The organism is Evansella sp. AB-P1, assembly GCF_029688925.1.
Classification (GTDB): domain Bacteria; phylum Bacillota; class Bacilli; order Bacillales; family Salisediminibacteriaceae; genus Evansella.
This window is the reverse complement of sequence record NZ_JARUKY010000009.1, coordinates 50693-67016: the sequence shown is the minus strand read 5'-3', so window position 1 is coordinate 67016 and position 16324 is coordinate 50693. Positions and strand designations below refer to the sequence as shown.

At 35.4% G+C, this 16324-nt stretch carries 19 protein-coding genes; 12 read left to right on the top strand and 7 right to left on the bottom strand.

Features of this window, described 5'->3' with window-relative positions:
• The first annotated feature begins 114 nt into the window (after window positions 1–114).
• The 3 genes from QA612_RS10910 (at window position 115) to QA612_RS10900 (ending at window position 2549) form a co-directional block, all read left to right on the top strand.
• Window positions 115–450 carry a hypothetical protein gene (locus QA612_RS10910; protein ID WP_278283846.1) on the top strand — a complete coding sequence of 112 codons (336 nt, stop codon included), beginning with the start codon at window positions 115–117 and terminating at the stop codon, window positions 448–450.
• Window positions 451–676: 226 nt separating this feature from the next.
• Window positions 677–1117, top strand: coding sequence for a MarR family winged helix-turn-helix transcriptional regulator (locus QA612_RS10905; RefSeq protein WP_278283845.1), 441 nt, complete (start codon window positions 677–679; stop codon window positions 1115–1117).
• A gap of 31 nt (window positions 1118–1148) precedes the next feature.
• The gene (locus tag QA612_RS10900) at window positions 1149–2549 is read left to right on the top strand and encodes an MATE family efflux transporter (RefSeq protein WP_278283844.1); all 1401 of its coding nucleotides are present in this window, start codon (window positions 1149–1151) and stop codon (window positions 2547–2549) included.
• 180 nt (window positions 2550–2729) lie between these two features.
• Here QA612_RS10900 and QA612_RS10895 read toward each other — a convergent pair whose 3' ends face one another.
• From QA612_RS10895 to QA612_RS10875, 5 genes are all read right to left on the bottom strand, one after another.
• Window positions 2730–2858: a hypothetical protein gene (locus QA612_RS10895; protein ID WP_278283843.1), complete on the bottom strand. Its 129-nt coding sequence runs from the start codon at window positions 2856–2858 to the stop codon at window positions 2730–2732.
• Between the two features lie 386 nt (window positions 2859–3244).
• Window positions 3245–3667, bottom strand: coding sequence for a universal stress protein (locus QA612_RS10890; RefSeq protein ID WP_278283842.1), 423 nt, complete (start codon window positions 3665–3667; stop codon window positions 3245–3247).
• A gap of 86 nt (window positions 3668–3753) precedes the next feature.
• Window positions 3754–5217 carry a SulP family inorganic anion transporter gene (locus QA612_RS10885; protein ID WP_278283841.1) on the bottom strand — a complete coding sequence of 488 codons (1464 nt, stop codon included), beginning with the start codon at window positions 5215–5217 and terminating at the stop codon, window positions 3754–3756.
• 368 nt (window positions 5218–5585) lie between these two features.
• Window positions 5586–6491 (bottom strand): protein phosphatase 2C domain-containing protein, encoded by a 906-nt coding sequence (locus QA612_RS10880; protein WP_278283840.1) that lies wholly within the window; start codon window positions 6489–6491, stop codon window positions 5586–5588.
• Between the two features lie 132 nt (window positions 6492–6623).
• Window positions 6624–7706: a hypothetical protein gene (locus tag QA612_RS10875; protein ID WP_278283839.1), complete on the bottom strand. Its 1083-nt coding sequence runs from the start codon at window positions 7704–7706 to the stop codon at window positions 6624–6626.
• 195 nt (window positions 7707–7901) lie between these two features.
• Between QA612_RS10875 and QA612_RS10870 the strand changes: the two genes are divergently transcribed.
• From QA612_RS10870 to crcB, 6 genes are all read left to right on the top strand, one after another.
• Window positions 7902–8240: a hypothetical protein gene (locus QA612_RS10870; protein WP_278283838.1), complete on the top strand. Its 339-nt coding sequence runs from the start codon at window positions 7902–7904 to the stop codon at window positions 8238–8240.
• An 89-nt stretch (window positions 8241–8329) separates the two neighbouring features.
• Window positions 8330–8794: a spore coat protein gene (locus QA612_RS10865; RefSeq protein WP_278283837.1), complete on the top strand. Its 465-nt coding sequence runs from the start codon at window positions 8330–8332 to the stop codon at window positions 8792–8794.
• Between the two features lie 384 nt (window positions 8795–9178).
• Window positions 9179–9616, top strand: a complete 438-nt coding sequence (locus tag QA612_RS10860; protein ID WP_278283836.1) for a hypothetical protein — start codon at window positions 9179–9181, stop codon at window positions 9614–9616.
• A 270-nt stretch (window positions 9617–9886) separates the two neighbouring features.
• The gene (cspD, locus tag QA612_RS10855; protein ID WP_278283835.1) at window positions 9887–10084 is read left to right on the top strand and encodes a cold-shock protein CspD; all 198 of its coding nucleotides are present in this window, start codon (window positions 9887–9889) and stop codon (window positions 10082–10084) included.
• A gap of 184 nt (window positions 10085–10268) precedes the next feature.
• Window positions 10269–10676, top strand: coding sequence for a fluoride efflux transporter FluC (locus QA612_RS10850; protein ID WP_278283834.1), 408 nt, complete (start codon window positions 10269–10271; stop codon window positions 10674–10676).
• Window positions 10673–11053, top strand: coding sequence for a fluoride efflux transporter CrcB (gene crcB / locus QA612_RS10845; protein ID WP_278283833.1), 381 nt, complete (start codon window positions 10673–10675; stop codon window positions 11051–11053). The genes QA612_RS10850 and crcB overlap by 4 nt, the downstream gene beginning before the upstream one ends.
• A gap of 48 nt (window positions 11054–11101) precedes the next feature.
• Here crcB and QA612_RS10840 read toward each other — a convergent pair whose 3' ends face one another.
• On the bottom strand, window positions 11102–12916 hold the full coding sequence (locus QA612_RS10840) for a BCCT family transporter (protein WP_278283832.1): 1815 nt from the start codon (window positions 12914–12916) through the stop codon (window positions 11102–11104).
• Window positions 12917–13194: 278 nt separating this feature from the next.
• On the opposite strand from QA612_RS10840, the gene QA612_RS10835 reads away from it, so the two are divergent.
• The 3 genes from QA612_RS10835 to QA612_RS10825 are packed head-to-tail and all read left to right on the top strand — an operon-like array spanning window position 13195 to window position 14118.
• Window positions 13195–13518, top strand: a complete 324-nt coding sequence (locus QA612_RS10835) for a hypothetical protein (RefSeq protein ID WP_278283831.1) — start codon at window positions 13195–13197, stop codon at window positions 13516–13518.
• Complete coding sequence (locus tag QA612_RS10830; RefSeq protein WP_278283830.1) at window positions 13505–13858, top strand: hypothetical protein; 354 nt, start codon at window positions 13505–13507, stop codon at window positions 13856–13858. Before QA612_RS10835 ends, QA612_RS10830 begins: the two co-directional genes overlap by 14 nt.
• Complete coding sequence (locus tag QA612_RS10825) at window positions 13855–14118, top strand: hypothetical protein (protein WP_278283829.1); 264 nt, start codon at window positions 13855–13857, stop codon at window positions 14116–14118. The genes QA612_RS10830 and QA612_RS10825 overlap by 4 nt, the downstream gene beginning before the upstream one ends.
• A gap of 544 nt (window positions 14119–14662) precedes the next feature.
• Here QA612_RS10825 and QA612_RS10820 read toward each other — a convergent pair.
• Complete coding sequence (locus QA612_RS10820) at window positions 14663–16258, bottom strand: BCCT family transporter (protein ID WP_278283828.1); 1596 nt, start codon at window positions 16256–16258, stop codon at window positions 14663–14665.
• Window positions 16259–16324 lie beyond the last annotated feature (66 nt).

Here is a 16324-nt window from a genome sequence, read left to right as displayed (position 1 = left end):
TAGTATTAATGTATCTTTTTCCTATAAAAATAGTTGGAAATGGTACACATTTTCAATAAACCCTATTATAATAGAAGATAACAAAGGAATATTAACGATTGGAGGGGATGGGTAATGAAACGGTATTTAACTCTTCCTTTTATAGCTGTACTGATTGTAGGAGTTTTTAGCTGGGTTTGGATTGGTGGAAGTATGCCTAAAGAATATGAAGCTGCAGCAGAGCACGGAATAGATTTTATCGTAGATGAGTATACCATCTCTAAAGATGACTTAACAATAGACTCTGTTGATTATTGGGATGAAGAGGATCGATTTGCTCTGAGTCTAATTGATAAGAAGGAAGATAAAACATATGAAGTTGCTCTTCGATTAAATGAAGATGATGAAATTTCATTTATCCTAGATGTTACAGGACAATTTGACGTATATGGTTTAGCATATTGTCATTAATATGGAATGAACAAAGAGGGAGGTAACTCAAAAGCTATGAAGCTTTGAGTACTCCTTCTTTTCTTTTTCCAACAATAATACTCTGTACACTTTTATAAGGTTATTATTTAGTTATACGAAAGTTTAGTGACCTAATTTAAATTAAGTTTTACATAATTTTATACTGTGCTTATATAATATATTTTGTTAATATATAGTTAGTATTTATTTAGGAGGCTAAGTAATTTTGAAGAATCAGTTAGATGAAATGGCGGGATATCATATTACAGTTGTTGCTCATCTTATCGAAAATAGATATAACAAGGAACTTACAAAGCTAGACCTTACTATTTCGCAGGCACGGGTTTTGTATTTATTGAAACACCGTAGTGACTCGCTTCAATCTGAGTTACAAAGACTACTATACATTCAAGCATCCACAATGAATGGAATCATAGATTCAATGCAAAAAAAAGAACTTATAACGAAAAAAAATAGTTTAGAAGATCGTAGGTCAAAACTAATTTCATTAACAGAAAAAGGCTACAATCTGGAAACGAAATTAATGGAGGAAATAGGGCATATGGATGAAGAGTTATTATCAGGGTTTTCAATAGAAGAACAACAATTATTAATAATGTGGTTAAAACGGTTAAAAGGAAATTTGGAAAATTACAACAGAAATTAAGGGCATTATGAGATAGAAAGAAGGCGCAACGATGGAACAAAAACAGCAAAGTTTAAGATTAGGAACAGAATCAATTCCAAAATTATTAAAAGACTTATCTATCCCAGCTATAATTGGGATGTTTGTTATGGCACTATATAATGTAGTTGATACCATTTTTATATCTCACGCAGTAGGAATTTCTGGAGTTGCTGGTGTAACAATTGCTTTCCCTATCATGATGATCATGATGGCTATTGCTGCAGCGTTAGGAATTGGTGGATCATCAGTCATTTCTCGTAGATTAGGTGCACAAAAGAGTGAAGATGCCAATAATGTATTTGGAAATATATTATTTATGGTTTTAGGCTTTAGTGTTTTAGGGATGATTGGTGCTTTTATCTTTATAGAGCAACTCCTTCGACTTTTTGGTGCTACTCCGGATATTATTGTTTATGCAAGTGATTATTTGTTCCCAATATTAATAGGGACTTTCTTTTTCACTTTTTCCTTTACGACCAATGCAATTATTCGTTCTGAGGGTAATTCTCGTTTTGCAATGATGACAATGATTATACCTTCTGTATTAAATATTATTTTAAGTCCTATTTTTATTTATGGATTTAATTTAGGGGTACAAGGTGCAGCAATTGCAACGGTTATTTCTCAGGCATCTGTTACTTTTGTTATCATTAAGTATTTTTTATCTGGAAAAAGCACACTCACGTTTTCCTTTTCCAAGTTTAAACTACGTTTTGATCTTATGAAAGAGGTAATTGTCATAGGATTACCTGCGTTTTTCCGACAGGTAGCAGGTAGTGTGATGATGATTGCCATTAATGCAATGCTTATACAATACGGTGGAGAATTTTATGTAGGTGTGTTTGGAATAGTTCAACGTGTACTAATGTTTACGTTAATGCCTATGATGGGAATTCTTCAAGGAATGCAGCCGATTATTGGATATAATTATGGTGCAAAGCAATTTGAACGTTTGAGAGACACTGTTTGGTTAGGGATAAAGCTAGTAACACTATATTCAGCCATCATTTTTGTGATCATTATGGTTTTCCCAGACATGTTTATGAAGTTATTTACTACTGATGAAGCTGTTATTCAAGCTGGGACAGATGGTATGCGCATTATGTTTTTAGCTGCTATTTTAATTGGGATACAAGTGTTAAGTGGAGGATTATATCAAGCATTAGGGAAAGCGAAACCAGCTTTGATATTATCTATGTCACGACAGGTACTTTTCTTGATACCATTAGTTCTAATTCTTCCTCATTTCTTTGGTGTAGCAGGAGTATGGATTGCTTTCCCTGTAGCAGATGTTTTATCATTTGCTCTCTCAGCCATCTTCTTATATAAGGATCGAAAACTTTTTCTTATAAAGTCCACATCAGAGGATGGAGATATTCAAACACCTGAACAACAGGTTGTATCATCATAAGAAGATGAGCTAGTAATTGCTTTTTAATAATATAGGTGCGCTATTGTGATTACTTCCAGTAATAAAAACAAGAAGGTGTCACCAAAAGTTAAGCTTTTGGACACCTTCGTTCCATGTAAAGAGAGTATGGTGATTTTACCTAAACATGAATCATTATTAATAATTAAAAAACAACTTATGCTAACCAATACCGTTTCCATTTGCATTGTTAAAATCCTTTGTAAAATTAAGAAACGTACCTATTAGAAAGAAAATGGAACCGATTAGTAGGAGTCCGCTAATTGCCATTTTGTAATTTTCTTCTTGCATAATTTCACTCCCAATATTCGATCTATGCAGAATTATTTTGAGACACTAATATTCTTATGTTGGTTTTACTTGTACGTGCATGTTTAAACCACAACTTTCATTTCAAATAAGAAAATCGCAAGGCACTCCAATTAAGCTAAGTACAGCCTATGTCCTGTAGGCAACAGCGTAATGGCGTCCTTACTCCAATAATGCTTCAGCTTTCAAGGAAGCAAAGAACGACTTCTGTAGTATAGGTGTGAAAGCATTTTCTAGGAGTTTCTCGCGCCATCTGCAAAAATCAAATGTCTAATAAAACAATATTATTCTTTTACGCAGCAAAAAAGTGATTTCCTAATTGGAAAATCACTTTTTTAATACAATAATGTTTTTCTTAACAAAATTGATTATTTGACCATTAGTACAGGTGCTTTAACATACTTCATAACTTTGTGACTAACACTGCCTAAAATCATTGTCTGTACCGTGCTTAGTCCTCTACTACCAATAATCAGGCAATCATACTCACCGTTATTAGCATGCTTAATAATGGATTCTGCAGGAGTACCTGCAAGAATGATTGTTGTTTTATATGTAAGATTGGCTTCCCTAATTAATTGTTCGAATGGTTGAAGCATTTCTTTTCTTCTTCTTGTAGCTGAGTCCGAATCACCGTATTGGAGAACGTCGGATTTGGATTTACTACCATCTAAAACATATAAAATTTCAACAGTAGCTTCGCCAGATAATTTACCTAATTCTATTGCTTTTTTTGCAGCACGATAAGAGTGATCAGAGCCATCAATTGCAAGTAATAAATTTGAAAACATGTCATTTCCCCCTCAGTTTATAAAAAATAGCTTCTCGAGGGTTAGCGTTAACCAACTCTATTAGAGAAGCTATTTTTACTATAAATTTAATGTCCTGATGCCTTACTTAATCCACCGATTTTGTCTAGTAACTTAGAGCTTTCCTTATTTAACCCACGAATTTCAACAGTCACATGCCTCTGTTCGAATTTGGATTCAATTTTGTCTATGGCACCTACTGCTGAATCATCCCATAGATGAGCTTGAGATACATCAATTATAACCTTAGTTACATTGTCATTGTAATTAATTTTCTCTAAAAATTCTGTGACAGATGCGAAAAACAATTGGCCTGTAACATAATATGTCTTTTCAGTCTTGTCAGTAGATAATACAGATTCCACCTTAACTTTAGACATTTTCCATGCGAAGAAAATGGCACTCAAAACGACACCAGCTAAAACACCTTGTGCAAGGTCGTGTGTATAAACAACAGTTCCAACAGTCACTACCATGACAATAGCATCTGTTCGTGGTATTTTGTGAATATTCATTAATGAGTTCCAGTCAAACGTACCAATGGACACCATGATCATAACACCAGCAAGTGCTGCCATTGGAATTTGTACCACAACGTTTCCTAAGGCTAGAATTAAGATGATGAGAAATAATCCAGCAACTAAACACGATAGTCTTCCTCTACCACCTGATTTTACATTAATAACAGATTGCCCGATCATCGCACAACCAGCCATACCACCAAAACAACCACTAACAACATTGGCAATACCTTGCCCACGGCTTTCTTTATTTTTATTACTTTCTGTATCAGTCATATCATCTACTATGGATGCCGTTAATAAAGATTCTAGTAAACCAACGATAGCAAGTGCTAATGCATATGGAAAAATAATCATTAACGTTTCAAAAGTTAACGGTATATTTGGTAGTGCAAAAATAGGTAGTGTTGCAGGTAATGCCCCCATATCTCCCACCGTTCTAACTCCAAAATTCATCGTTATTGCTATAGCAGTTACAACAATAATAGCAACTAATGTAGAAGGGACCGCTTTTGTAAACTTAGGTAACCCATAAATAATGACTAAAGTTAAAGCTACAAGAGCATACATGATCCATGTTTCATCAACAAAATGTTGAAGTTGTGAAGTGAAAATAAGAATTGCTAATGCATTTACAAACCCAATCATTACAGACCTGGGAATAAATTTCATAAAACTAGCAAGTTTGAATACTCCAAATAGTATTTGAAGTACCCCAGTTAAAATAGTTGCAGCAAGTAAATATTCTAAACCATGCTCAGCAACAAGAGTGATCATAAGTAAGGCCATTGCCCCTGTTGCTGCCGAAATCATTCCTGGCCTTCCACCTACAAAAGCAATAACAATAGCAATACAAAAGGATGCGTATAATCCAACCATCGGGTCTAATCCGGCAATAATTGAAAAGGCAATTGCTTCTGGTATTAGTGCTAAAGCAACAACGATTCCTGCCAAAACGTCACCTCTTACATTTCCAAACCATTCTTTTTTAATTTTTTCTGCAAAACTCACGGTTGCACCTCTTTCTTTGAAAAATCTATAGTATGTTGAGCTTCTCCGTAAGAAGCTCGTCCGGCAATAACAAGAGGATTTTAACAAAAAAAACAACAATTGCAAAATGGAATGTAAGCGTGAATCATCATATGTATTCTCTTAAATACTCTGTTATTCTTTAATTAACTGGGATTGTTGTATAAATTGAAGAATATGGTTTTATCTTTTGAGTGGATCCATTTAAAGGGAGCTGTTTTAGACAAAAAAGCCAAGCATCTGCTTGGCTACATGGAAAAAAATTAAGTTATTAGACAATACGTAAACATAAAAATTTAATTAAACGTTTATTTAATAATAGAGAGAAACTTGTTCTTAAAGAGTATGATTTAAAATGAAATCAAAATACCTGTTTTGTCGTCAGCTTTCTTAAGCCTAGGATATTTTGTTAGGTTAGGATCCTTTTCCTCTATCATTTCAACATAATCCCCTAGTGAGTATAAGCTGTTTTGAAAAGCATATTCCGCTGTTATGTTCCATGCTTGTTCATTTTTTTCTATTGGTAACGGTATTTGTAAACCGTCAGAAAGCAATAATAGTTTTTTTATATTATGAAATGGAATGGAACCGTATTCTATAAAATAATTTGCTTTTTCACTTCCATCAATAATTCCATATCCTTCTTTACTATTAAGTTTACGTCTATTTTTTATAAGTACAGTTTTAATGTGTTCCTTTACCTTCCTATTTAAAATTTCAAGGTCTTCTGCTGAAATATATTCTTCAAAATTGTTTTGTTTAATCCATTTTTTTCTGAATTCAGTCGCAATATTAATACTTTCCTGATCCAGTTTTTCAATATGGTCAAACGTAAGCTGACGAATACGCCCATTATCGTATTGTACAAATAACATACAATCTCCTACATGAGCATAATCCAAGCGTATAATACTTCCTTTTTCAACGATTATTTGAACAGCAATACAGCCACAGCTACTCCGTAATTCCTTAGACAGATTATCAATTGTTTCAATATTTTTATTTAACGTAGAGGATATTTTTTTACCAAGAACTAAGTTTGCTTCCTTTAATCTCTCAAAAACGTTTTGTTCCTTTGAGTTAGATAAGGTTTTCTGTACGATATCAGCTGCAAAAGAACCTGATATGCTTCCTTTTTCTAATGGTGTAGCACCATCGATCACAGAAAAAAAAAGTGATTCATCATTATAGACATATCTATCTTCATTTGTTTGACCAATACCTTGTTTATAGAAAATTTCTTTAGAATAAATCATAAATAGTGGTCCTTTCTTAGAAACGTTTTGAGCTCATATTGGTAATTTTATTACTACATGTCTCGCCAATTTGTAAGACATGAAAAAGGAATACTTCTACCAAATGAGAAAAATAGGATGAAATTAGTTTATTTAATTTAATAAGATGTAAGTAAGAACTGATCCACTAATAAGTATTGCCCCACTTATGACCAATAGTAATATTGTAAGCTTCCTTCTTTTGTCTTGAAAGATGATAAAAGTAAAACTTGCAAATGAGAGGATCAAAGCACCACATAAGATTACGATTAAGAGAGCTGCATCATAAAACTCTTGTCCACTAATAATTTGTAGTGACCCAATGATCACTCCTAAAATTGCAGTGAAAAAGCCTAAAGTTTTTAAATTATCGTCTTTCATGCGGTTTAATTCTTTTGTAGCAGCTTCCAGTTCTTTCTTTGTTTTAGATACTTCTTCGTTTAATTGATCTTTGTTTTGTAGTACTTCTGTTTTTAATAAAAAACGTTGATAATCTCCAATACGCAAAGAGTAATCGATGCTTTGTGAAGATTCCTTATCAATGGCCGATTCAATGTAGCGCTTAGCTAGATTATACTCCTTTTTATATATAGCCATCCACCTTCCCATTGTACATTGAAACTTAGGATAATCAGGGTCAAGTTGTACGATTTTTTTCATTATTTTGTATCCTTGCTCTACAAGACTTTTTGTAAATATTGTATCGAAAGGGAATTCTTCTTCTAATGCAATGACGACGTTTTCTGAAAAGTTATGTAAAATTCCTACATGATTTTCAACTTCTTTAAAGTTAACTGCTTTTCTAGAGTATTCAATGGCATCAAGTAATGTATCTTTATCCCAAGAAACCGTCTTATGAGCCATTGACAAAATATGGAGAAATAATGGGTTGTCATAATAGATGTCTTTATACTTATCTACATATTGTAGAAACATAGTATGATCTTTATGCCTGCGAAAAAAAGTTGCTTTAACAACAAACAGTGTAAAATGTAAGTCGTCGTCTATGTCATCATTCTCTTTAATTTCATCTAACTTTTGCAATAACCGTTGATCACTTGCTGCTGCTAATGTAGCAATATTTGTCTCAAATTTACGATCAGTATAATGAGGGAGTTCTTTTAAGAATAATAAAAGCCCTTCATATTGATTGTTAACAATGGATTTAACTTTAGTAATTAGCTTTGCTTCTTTCAAGATTAGTCACCTATTTTCTATATCTATTAATGTTTATTTAAATCACCTTCGACAAAAAATACTATTCTCCTCCTTCTATTGGTTTAACCCATTGAAAATGTACTAAAAAAATGAATAGATGTAGTCAACCTACCTATGCATTCTATAATAACTTGCATATGCTGTAGTATCGTTCAAATGTAAGGAGGTTTATCAATGGAGCAGCAGGATGAGTTATTTAGATTATACGTTAATCGTCTTTTAAAAAAGCACAATGTTTCTGCTAAAAAAGTGGAACTAGATGATACGGAAAAAGAAAGAATGCGGAGTATTATTGAGAATATACAAACAGAAGTACAAAATTATTTAGATAATACTGTAAAACAAGTAACAGAAGAAGATATGGGGCAAGACAATGATATGGTCCAAGAACAGAACGAAGAAGAAACTGAAAATCAATCAGAAGCAAATCAATCCCAGACAAAAGTTGAATATAGTGAACCAACAACAAAGCCCAAAATTTATTTGAAGAAGAATAGAAAGAAAAGAAAGTAAAATGGATATTTATCTTGGTTAGTTTGTCCAATCCAATCCTCCTTTTTAAGCATAGGGTGTTATGAATACACTTAAAGGAGGATTAAAAAATGAATCAAGAGGTATATCGTTCATCTGATTCGGCTAAATCAAAATGGAGTGCATTAGACCCAACTCATAAACACCCTCTCTGCTTTGATAGTGAAGGTGACACTCAAGAGGCAACTCAAGAAAATAAAACATTACAATTAAATGATGAGTATATTTTAATAAAAGATTCATGTGATGTTGTTGTTAATTCAACAGATACAAAGGCAGCAATTAATTTACAAGCAGCGTTACAAGGTGCACTAGTAATTCTAATCAGCATATCTATTGCAGATTCTAGTCAAGCAGAAGAAATTACTCAAGAGCTTTTACAAACAACTAAAATGAAACAGGTATCTCGTCAAAAAACAATTATTGAAAATTCAAGAAAAGTAGAAGTATCGACAACAGACACACAAATAGCTGCAAACATTCAAATTCTATTACAATTGTTAATTGCATTAGCAGTTGAATTAGACCTATTCTAAAAATGTTAGTTTATTTAAACTAAACTCTGCATCTAAGTAGATGCAGAGTTTAGTTCGTATTAGTACTTGAGGCTACTACTTCGTAGAACGCTTCTTGACTACCGTATTTCCTGTTTTTCCAGCTTTGCAGTCGTCTAGAGAGCTACTATCTCTACCTCTATATATTGTTTCATTAGTCGAGACAACTCGTAGTGAATTCGAGAAGATGCAGCTCGTTGCTGGAGTCGCCGCCTTCACCACTGAAGCAATTATTTATTTTAAGGGTAGAAAATTGTAATAATATGGTGAAAAATGCTACTCAACGTAGGAGAAAAGAAGTAAAATATAGATAATTCGTTCTATAAAAGTATCCATATCGTAAATTTTCTATAGGGGGTGGAGGAATTGAAATTAGTATCAATCGCAATTATCTTTTTATCTATCATTACATTTCGTTCATGTGGAGAAGGTCAGCACCCTGATGTAGATCTTTCATTATCTCCTCAATACATAGAGGGAGTACTTCACTTGGCTCCTGTGCTCACTTATAACGGAGAGGGTCCATTAACAGTAACGTATAAAGATAGTATTGCATGGATTGATCTTGTTGAGCATGAGGGAGATGTAATTTACGAACACATTAAGGGGAATATTGATATTAATCACCAATCTATTCTAGAGAAGGATAATGATAGGAAAGGGAATATTTTAGAATTAGAGATTAACCCAGGGATTTACGATGTTCATCTAATATCTGATTTTTATGTTATAGAAAGTGGTGAGGAAACAGAAAGAAGAACGAATTATAATCAAAAGATAATTCAAACAATTGAAGTGAAGTAATAATTCAAATAATTTTGATAAATAAAGAACTTATCACTTTAATTTTATATAAATATATGATCGAAAAACCTATAATACCCTCCTTTTTACTCATCAATAATGGAAAAATGTGTTTGCATCCGTAGGGTCATTATGATATGATCATCAAGTAAATGTTTTGAAACTGAAAAACGTTTTCGGCCACAGAAGTATGTTCTTGTAAGGCATGAAATGGTTTTTGCGGTGTTCAAAGATTTAACTTTTCTATTTATTTTTAAGGAGGCCGTTAACATGACAGGCAAAGTAAAATGGTTTAATTCAGAAAAAGGATTTGGATTCATCGAACGCGAAGGTGGAGACGATGTATTCGTACATTTCTCAGCTATCCAATCTGAAGGATTCAAAACTTTAGAAGAAGGCCAAGAAGTTGAATTCGAAATCGTCGAAGGCGACCGTGGTCCTCAAGCTGCAAACGTAGTAAAACTTTAATTCCAAACGGATATTAATAAACAAAGGCTTATCCTTAGATCTTCTGAGGATAAGCCTTATTATATTTTTCGGTCTAAATAAAATGAATAGCCTTCATACTAAGTCTATAGAACATTAAATCGTAACGTTTGCTATAATAAAATGAATATTCAAAAGCAATACCGAGAAGGAAGAGGTATAACGAATGAAAAATCATGGTCTAATACTTCTAGCAATTTTTATTGGAGGAGCATTAGGAACAATATTTCGCTTTTTGATCAATACTGAAGTTTCTTCTATTCTTTTCCCTTTAGGGACTGTTATTGAAAACCTTGGTGGTAGTCTCTTATTAGGATTATTAACAGGATACATATTAAATAAAGAATTCTCTCCAATATTAAAAGAGGGGATTGGAGTTGGTTTTTGTGGAGGATTTACCACCATGTCTACCTTAGCGGCTGATACGATTTTTTTATTTGGTCAGGCTTCCTCTCCTTCTATTGTAATATATTTAGTATCTTCCTTATTTGGGGGTATTCTTTTAGCGGTCATTGGAATGGCAATGAGCACAGCTTTTGTGCATCGAAAGAAAAGAGCTGATGAAATACAATGATTGGAAATATGCTTATAGTAGCTATTGGTGGAGGTATAGGGGCAGTCGGACGATATCTCCTCGGGGTATGGATTAAGAGTCATACAAAAGAAAGATTCATTCCTACTGCCATGCTATATGTTAATTTGTTAGGGTCATTCGGATTGGGATTGCTTTTTAACTTGTTATATGGAGAAATTCCATCTGCAGAAAATAACGAAAAACTTTACATTATATTTGGAATTGGTTTTTTTGGAGCTTTTACAACCTTTTCTACGTTCTCAGTAGAAGCGGCAACATTACTCAAAAAGAAAAAGCTGGTGCCATTTATTACTTATATACTGTTTTCAATAGGTGGAAGTATATTGTTCTTTTTGGTAGGTTTTATTGCACTCTGAGGAAAAAAGGATTACCCATATTGGAAAGGTAATCCTTCTAATATTTATTTATTTATTATGCTTATCGGTATCTGGATCTTTTGAAGGAGAGGAATCTTTTCCTAAATCCTTTAAATCATCGTAAATTTTTTCTTTGATTTCATCGTAAACTTCATCTTTTAAGTCTTCTAATACTTCTTCTTTTAATTCTTCATACACATCCTGCTTTACGTGTTCATATATGTCTTCTTTCATTTCATCATAAACTTCTTCTTTTACATCCTCGTACATGTTTTCTTTCATTTTATCGTACATTTCATCATGTACTTCTTTTTTCATTTTTTTAGTGCGACGTCGGCGTTTCCATAGTTGTTCGGCTTCCATATCTCGTCCCATCATAATTAGGAGAGAGAAGATCATAACAACCATAATTATAGCAAAGGGTAATGCAGCTACAATCGAGGCAGTTTGAAGTCCTGTTAAACCTCCACTTAGTAAAAGAACACTTGCTGTGCCTGCAATAAGGAATCCCCATATTACTTTTACTCCTAATTTAGGTTCTAAACTTCCCTCACTTGTTAATGCAGCTAAGACGTAAGAAGCAGAGTCCGCTGATGTTATAAAGAAAATAACAATTAAGATAACAGCTAATATACTCATAATTATACCAAAAGGTAATTCATCCAATGTTACAAATAAAGCAACCTCTACATTATCCATAACAAGGTTACCTAGCTGTTCATTACCATTCATTATCATATCTAGAGCAGTTCCACCAAAAGCAGTAAACCAAACGACAGCTAGTAATGAAGGGATGATGAGTACACCTGCAACAAATTCCCGTATTGTTCGGCCTCTGGAAATTCGTGCAATGAAGATACCCATAAAAGGTGCCCATGAAATGTGCCATGCCCAGAAAAAAATTGTGTATATACCAAGCCATTCTCCGTCACCAAACGGATTAAGGTCGAGACTCATTTGCGTCACATTCGCAATGTACCCACCAATTGTTGTAACAATACTCTCTGCAATAAATAAGGTAGGACCGAATGTGATCATAAAAATAAGTAATATAGATGCAACAGTTAAATTAATTGTACTTAAAATACGGATTCCCTTGTTTACTCCAGTAGCAGCAGAAAAAATAAATAGTATTGTAACGATAGCTATGACTACTAATTGTGTTATTGCATTATTTGGAATGCCACTAATTAAGTGTGATAACCCACCTGTTATTTGCATTGCACTTAGTCCGAAAGTGGTTGCAACCCCAGTTGAAGTAGCTAGAACTGCTAAAACATCAATCCCTTTTCCGAAGGGCCCTCTAATGCGATCTCCTAAAAGGGGCTGAAAGGCTGAACTAATAAGGGCTGGCTGATCCTTTCGAAACTGTACATAGGCTAATGTCAATGCAACTAAGGAAAAAATAGCCCAAGGGTGTAGTGCCCAATGAAAAACAGCATAACGAAGTCCTGCACTAGCCATTACAGCTGGCTCTGCTCCAATATAATCTGGGTGAGGATCTAAATAATACAAAGCTGGTTCCGCTACTCCCCAAAAAACAAAACCAACACCGATACCTGCTGAAAACAACATTCCTAACCAAGTATAAAATTTATACTCCGGTTTCTCATCTGCCTTCCCTAATCTTAATTTTCCAAAAGGACTAATGGCTAAAAAGAGAACGAACACAATAAAAAAAGCTGTAGAAAGCATATAGAACCAGCCGAAGTTATTTAATGTTGATGCTAATGCTGAATTAGAAAATGCTTCTAAAGATCGTGGTCCTATTGCTCCCCAGAGAACAAAAAGTGCTACCAATGTAGCAGATATGTAAAAAACAATATTTGGTTTCCTTGTTTCGTATTCATAGTTATTTTTCATAGGTATTCATCTCATTCGTTAAACGAATGTCCTCCTCTCTTACATTGCTCCATCCTTTTGAATCATAAATGTTTATGTTATAAGACTTTGCACATTAGATTAAATTATGTACAAATTGAAATTAAATTGCAAATCTTATCATGATAGATAACTATGCTAATGGAAAACACATCGCTTGTGTTGTCGTATATCTTTACTGAACTCCTTTATTATTTTTTGGGTATCTCCCCTGTAAATAAGAAGCGTTCTTGAAGCCCGGAAAGCAGGGAAAAACACAAATGCGGTATCCAAGAAGCGGGCCAATGAGCCTGCAAACAGAGAAAGTGGGTTTGCAGGCGTATAGAAGTGAGTCAATAAGCCTGCAAACAGGGAAAAGAAGTTTGCAGGCACGGAGGAAGGATCCACTGTTCCTGCAAAGAGTGAAAAAGAAGTTTGCAGGCACGGAGGAAGGATCCACTGTTCCTGCAAAGAGTGGAAAAGAAGTTTGCGGGCACGGAGGAAGGATCCACTGTTCCTGCAAAGAGTGGAAAAGAAGTTTGCGGGCACAGAGGAAGGATCCACTGTTCCTGCAAAGAGTGGAAAAGAAGTTTGCGGGCACGTAGGAAGGGTCCACCGTTCCTGCAAAGAGTGGAAAAGAAGTTTGCAGGCATGGAGGAAGGATCCACTGTTCCTGCAAAGAGAGAAAAAGGAGTTTGCGGGCACGTAGGAAGGGTCCACCGTTCCTGCAAAGAGAGAAAAAGAGGTTTGCAGGCACGGAGGAAGGATCCACTGTTCCTGCAAAGAGAGAAAAAGAGGTTTGCAGGCACGGAGGAAGTAGCCAGCGTTCCTGCAAAGAGTGAAAAAGAAGTTTGCAGGAACGGAGGAAGTTCGCCCCATTCCTGGAAAGGGCAAAAAAGAGGATTGCAGGAACGGAGGAAGTCGCCCCGTTCCTGGAAACAGTGAAAAAGAAGTTTGCAGGAACGGAGGAAGGTGCCCCTGTTCCTGGAAAGAGTGAAAAAGAAGTTTGCAGGAACGGAGGAAGATCGCCCCGTTCCTGGAAAGGGAAAAAAAGAGGATTGCAGGAACGGAGGAAGATCGCCCCGTTCCTGGAAAAGGTAAAAAAGAAGTTTGCAGGAACGGAGGAAGGTCGCCCCGTTCCTGGAAAGAGTGAAAAAGAGGATTGCGGTAACAGAGGAAGATCGCCCCGTTCCTGGAAAAGGTAAAAAAGAAGTTTGCAGGAACGGAGGAAGGTCGCCCCGTTCCTGGAAAGAGTGAAGAAGAAGGTTTGCGGTAAGATAGAAGCCGCCAACGTTCCCGCAAATGGAGTGAAAGCCGAAATGGGGGATGATGAAGCCGATATTCTTCCCACAAACGGCGGAAGATCACAAATGCGGCGGGAAGGTGGTATACCTTAGAAAGAGATATTCATCCCCCATGGTGCAAATTTACACTTGCATGGGCGGTCTACCCTGTAAATAGAAATGGTTCAGTAGTGGAAGGCAGCGACTCCAGTGGGATCAGTGCGACCCGAAAATTCCCTAGCACTTACCGAGTAAGTAGTAGGAAGTTGAGGTCGTGCCCCACGGAAAGCGCCTGCCTGCAACGGATGAACACCTTAGAAAGAGATTTTCATCCCCATGGTGCAATCTTCACTTGCATGGGTGGTCTACCCTGAAAATAATAACAGTTCAGTAGTGGAGGATGACGACTCCAACGGGAAAAGCAACGGAAATAATTACCCGTCACTTCTCCATTTTAAATTCTACATTAATCTGATTCTGATTCTTTCATTTCGTCATATACTTCCTGTTTAAGCTCCTTCTTTAATTGCTCTCTTTTCTTCTTTTGATCTTCTTTTAAATCTTTCCTCATGATCAATAGTAAGGAGATCGCCATTACAATCATAATGATAGCAAATGGGAGTGCAGCTATAATGGATGCTGATTGTAAACCATCCAATCCACCACTCCATAGTAGTACACTAGCAGTACCTGCAATTAAAAATCCCCAAGCAACCTTGACAAAAAGCTTCGGTTCTAAGCTACCGTCACTAGTCATAGCTCCAAGAACATATGACGCTGAGTCTGCACTTGTAATAAAAAAGATGAGAATTAAGCAAATTGCTAATATATTAATAAAGAATCCAAGAGGCAATTCACCTAACGTTGCAAATAAAGCAACCTCCACATTATCTAACACCAGATCTCCTATTTGTTCGTTTCCAGCTAAAATCATATCAAGTGCAGTACCGCCAAAGGTAGAAAACCAAAGAATAGCTATGAGAGAAGGTACAATTAATACACCTGCTACAAACTCTCTAATTGTTCTACCACGAGATATTCTGGCGATAAATATCCCCATAAAAGGAGCCCAAGATATGTGCCAAGCCCAAAAAAAGATTGTATATTCACCTAACCAATCACCATTTCCGAAGGGATATAAGTCGAGACTCATTTGAGTAACATTTGTTAAGTAGCTACCAATTGCAGTAACTGCACTTTCAGCAATGAATAAACTAGGGCCAACAATAATGACAAACAGTAGTAAAATCGATGCGATTGTTAAATTAATGGTACTCAATATTCTAATCCCTTTATTTATTCCGGTTGCTGCAGAGATAATAAATAAACATGTAACAATGCCTATAACAATAAATTGTGTAATAGCATTATTCGGTATGTTTTCTGAAAGGTGTGATAAGCCCCCTGTAATTTGAAGTGCACTCAATCCGAATGTTGTGGCTACACCAGTTGAGGTTGCCAGTACCGCAAATGTATCTATCCCTTTTGACAAATAACTATATTTTCTATCACCTAGTAATGGCTGAAAGGCAGAGCTTATAAGGGCAGGCTGATCCTTTCGGAATTGTACATAAGCTAATGTTAACGCAATTAAAGAAAAGATAGCCCATGGGTGTAATGCCCAATGGAATACAGCATAACGAAGCCCAGCAGCTGCTCTTACTTCTTCAGGAGCATCAGCGTAACCTGGATGAGGGTCAAGATAATATAAACCAGGTTCAGCAACACCCCAAAAAACAAAACCTACACCGACTCCGGCAGAAAACAGCATACCGAGCCATGTATAAAAATTATATTCTGGTCGTTCTGACGGTTTTCCAAGCCTTAACTTTCCAAAAGGACTAATTGCTAAAAATAACACAAAGGCTATAAAAAATGTAGTGGCAAGCATATAGAACCATCCGAAATGATCGAGGATAGTATTTAATGTAGATTCAGAGAAGGATTCTAATGTATCTGGACCTATGGCTCCCCAAATAACGAATAGACCAACTAATGGTGCGGAAATAAAAAAAATTATGCTAGGTTTCTTTGTTTCAAAGTGATAATGGTTCCGTGCCAAAGTTAATTCCATCCTTTCAAATAAATCTTTTTCTCATAACACTTATAAAGACTTTCCCCTAGCTCG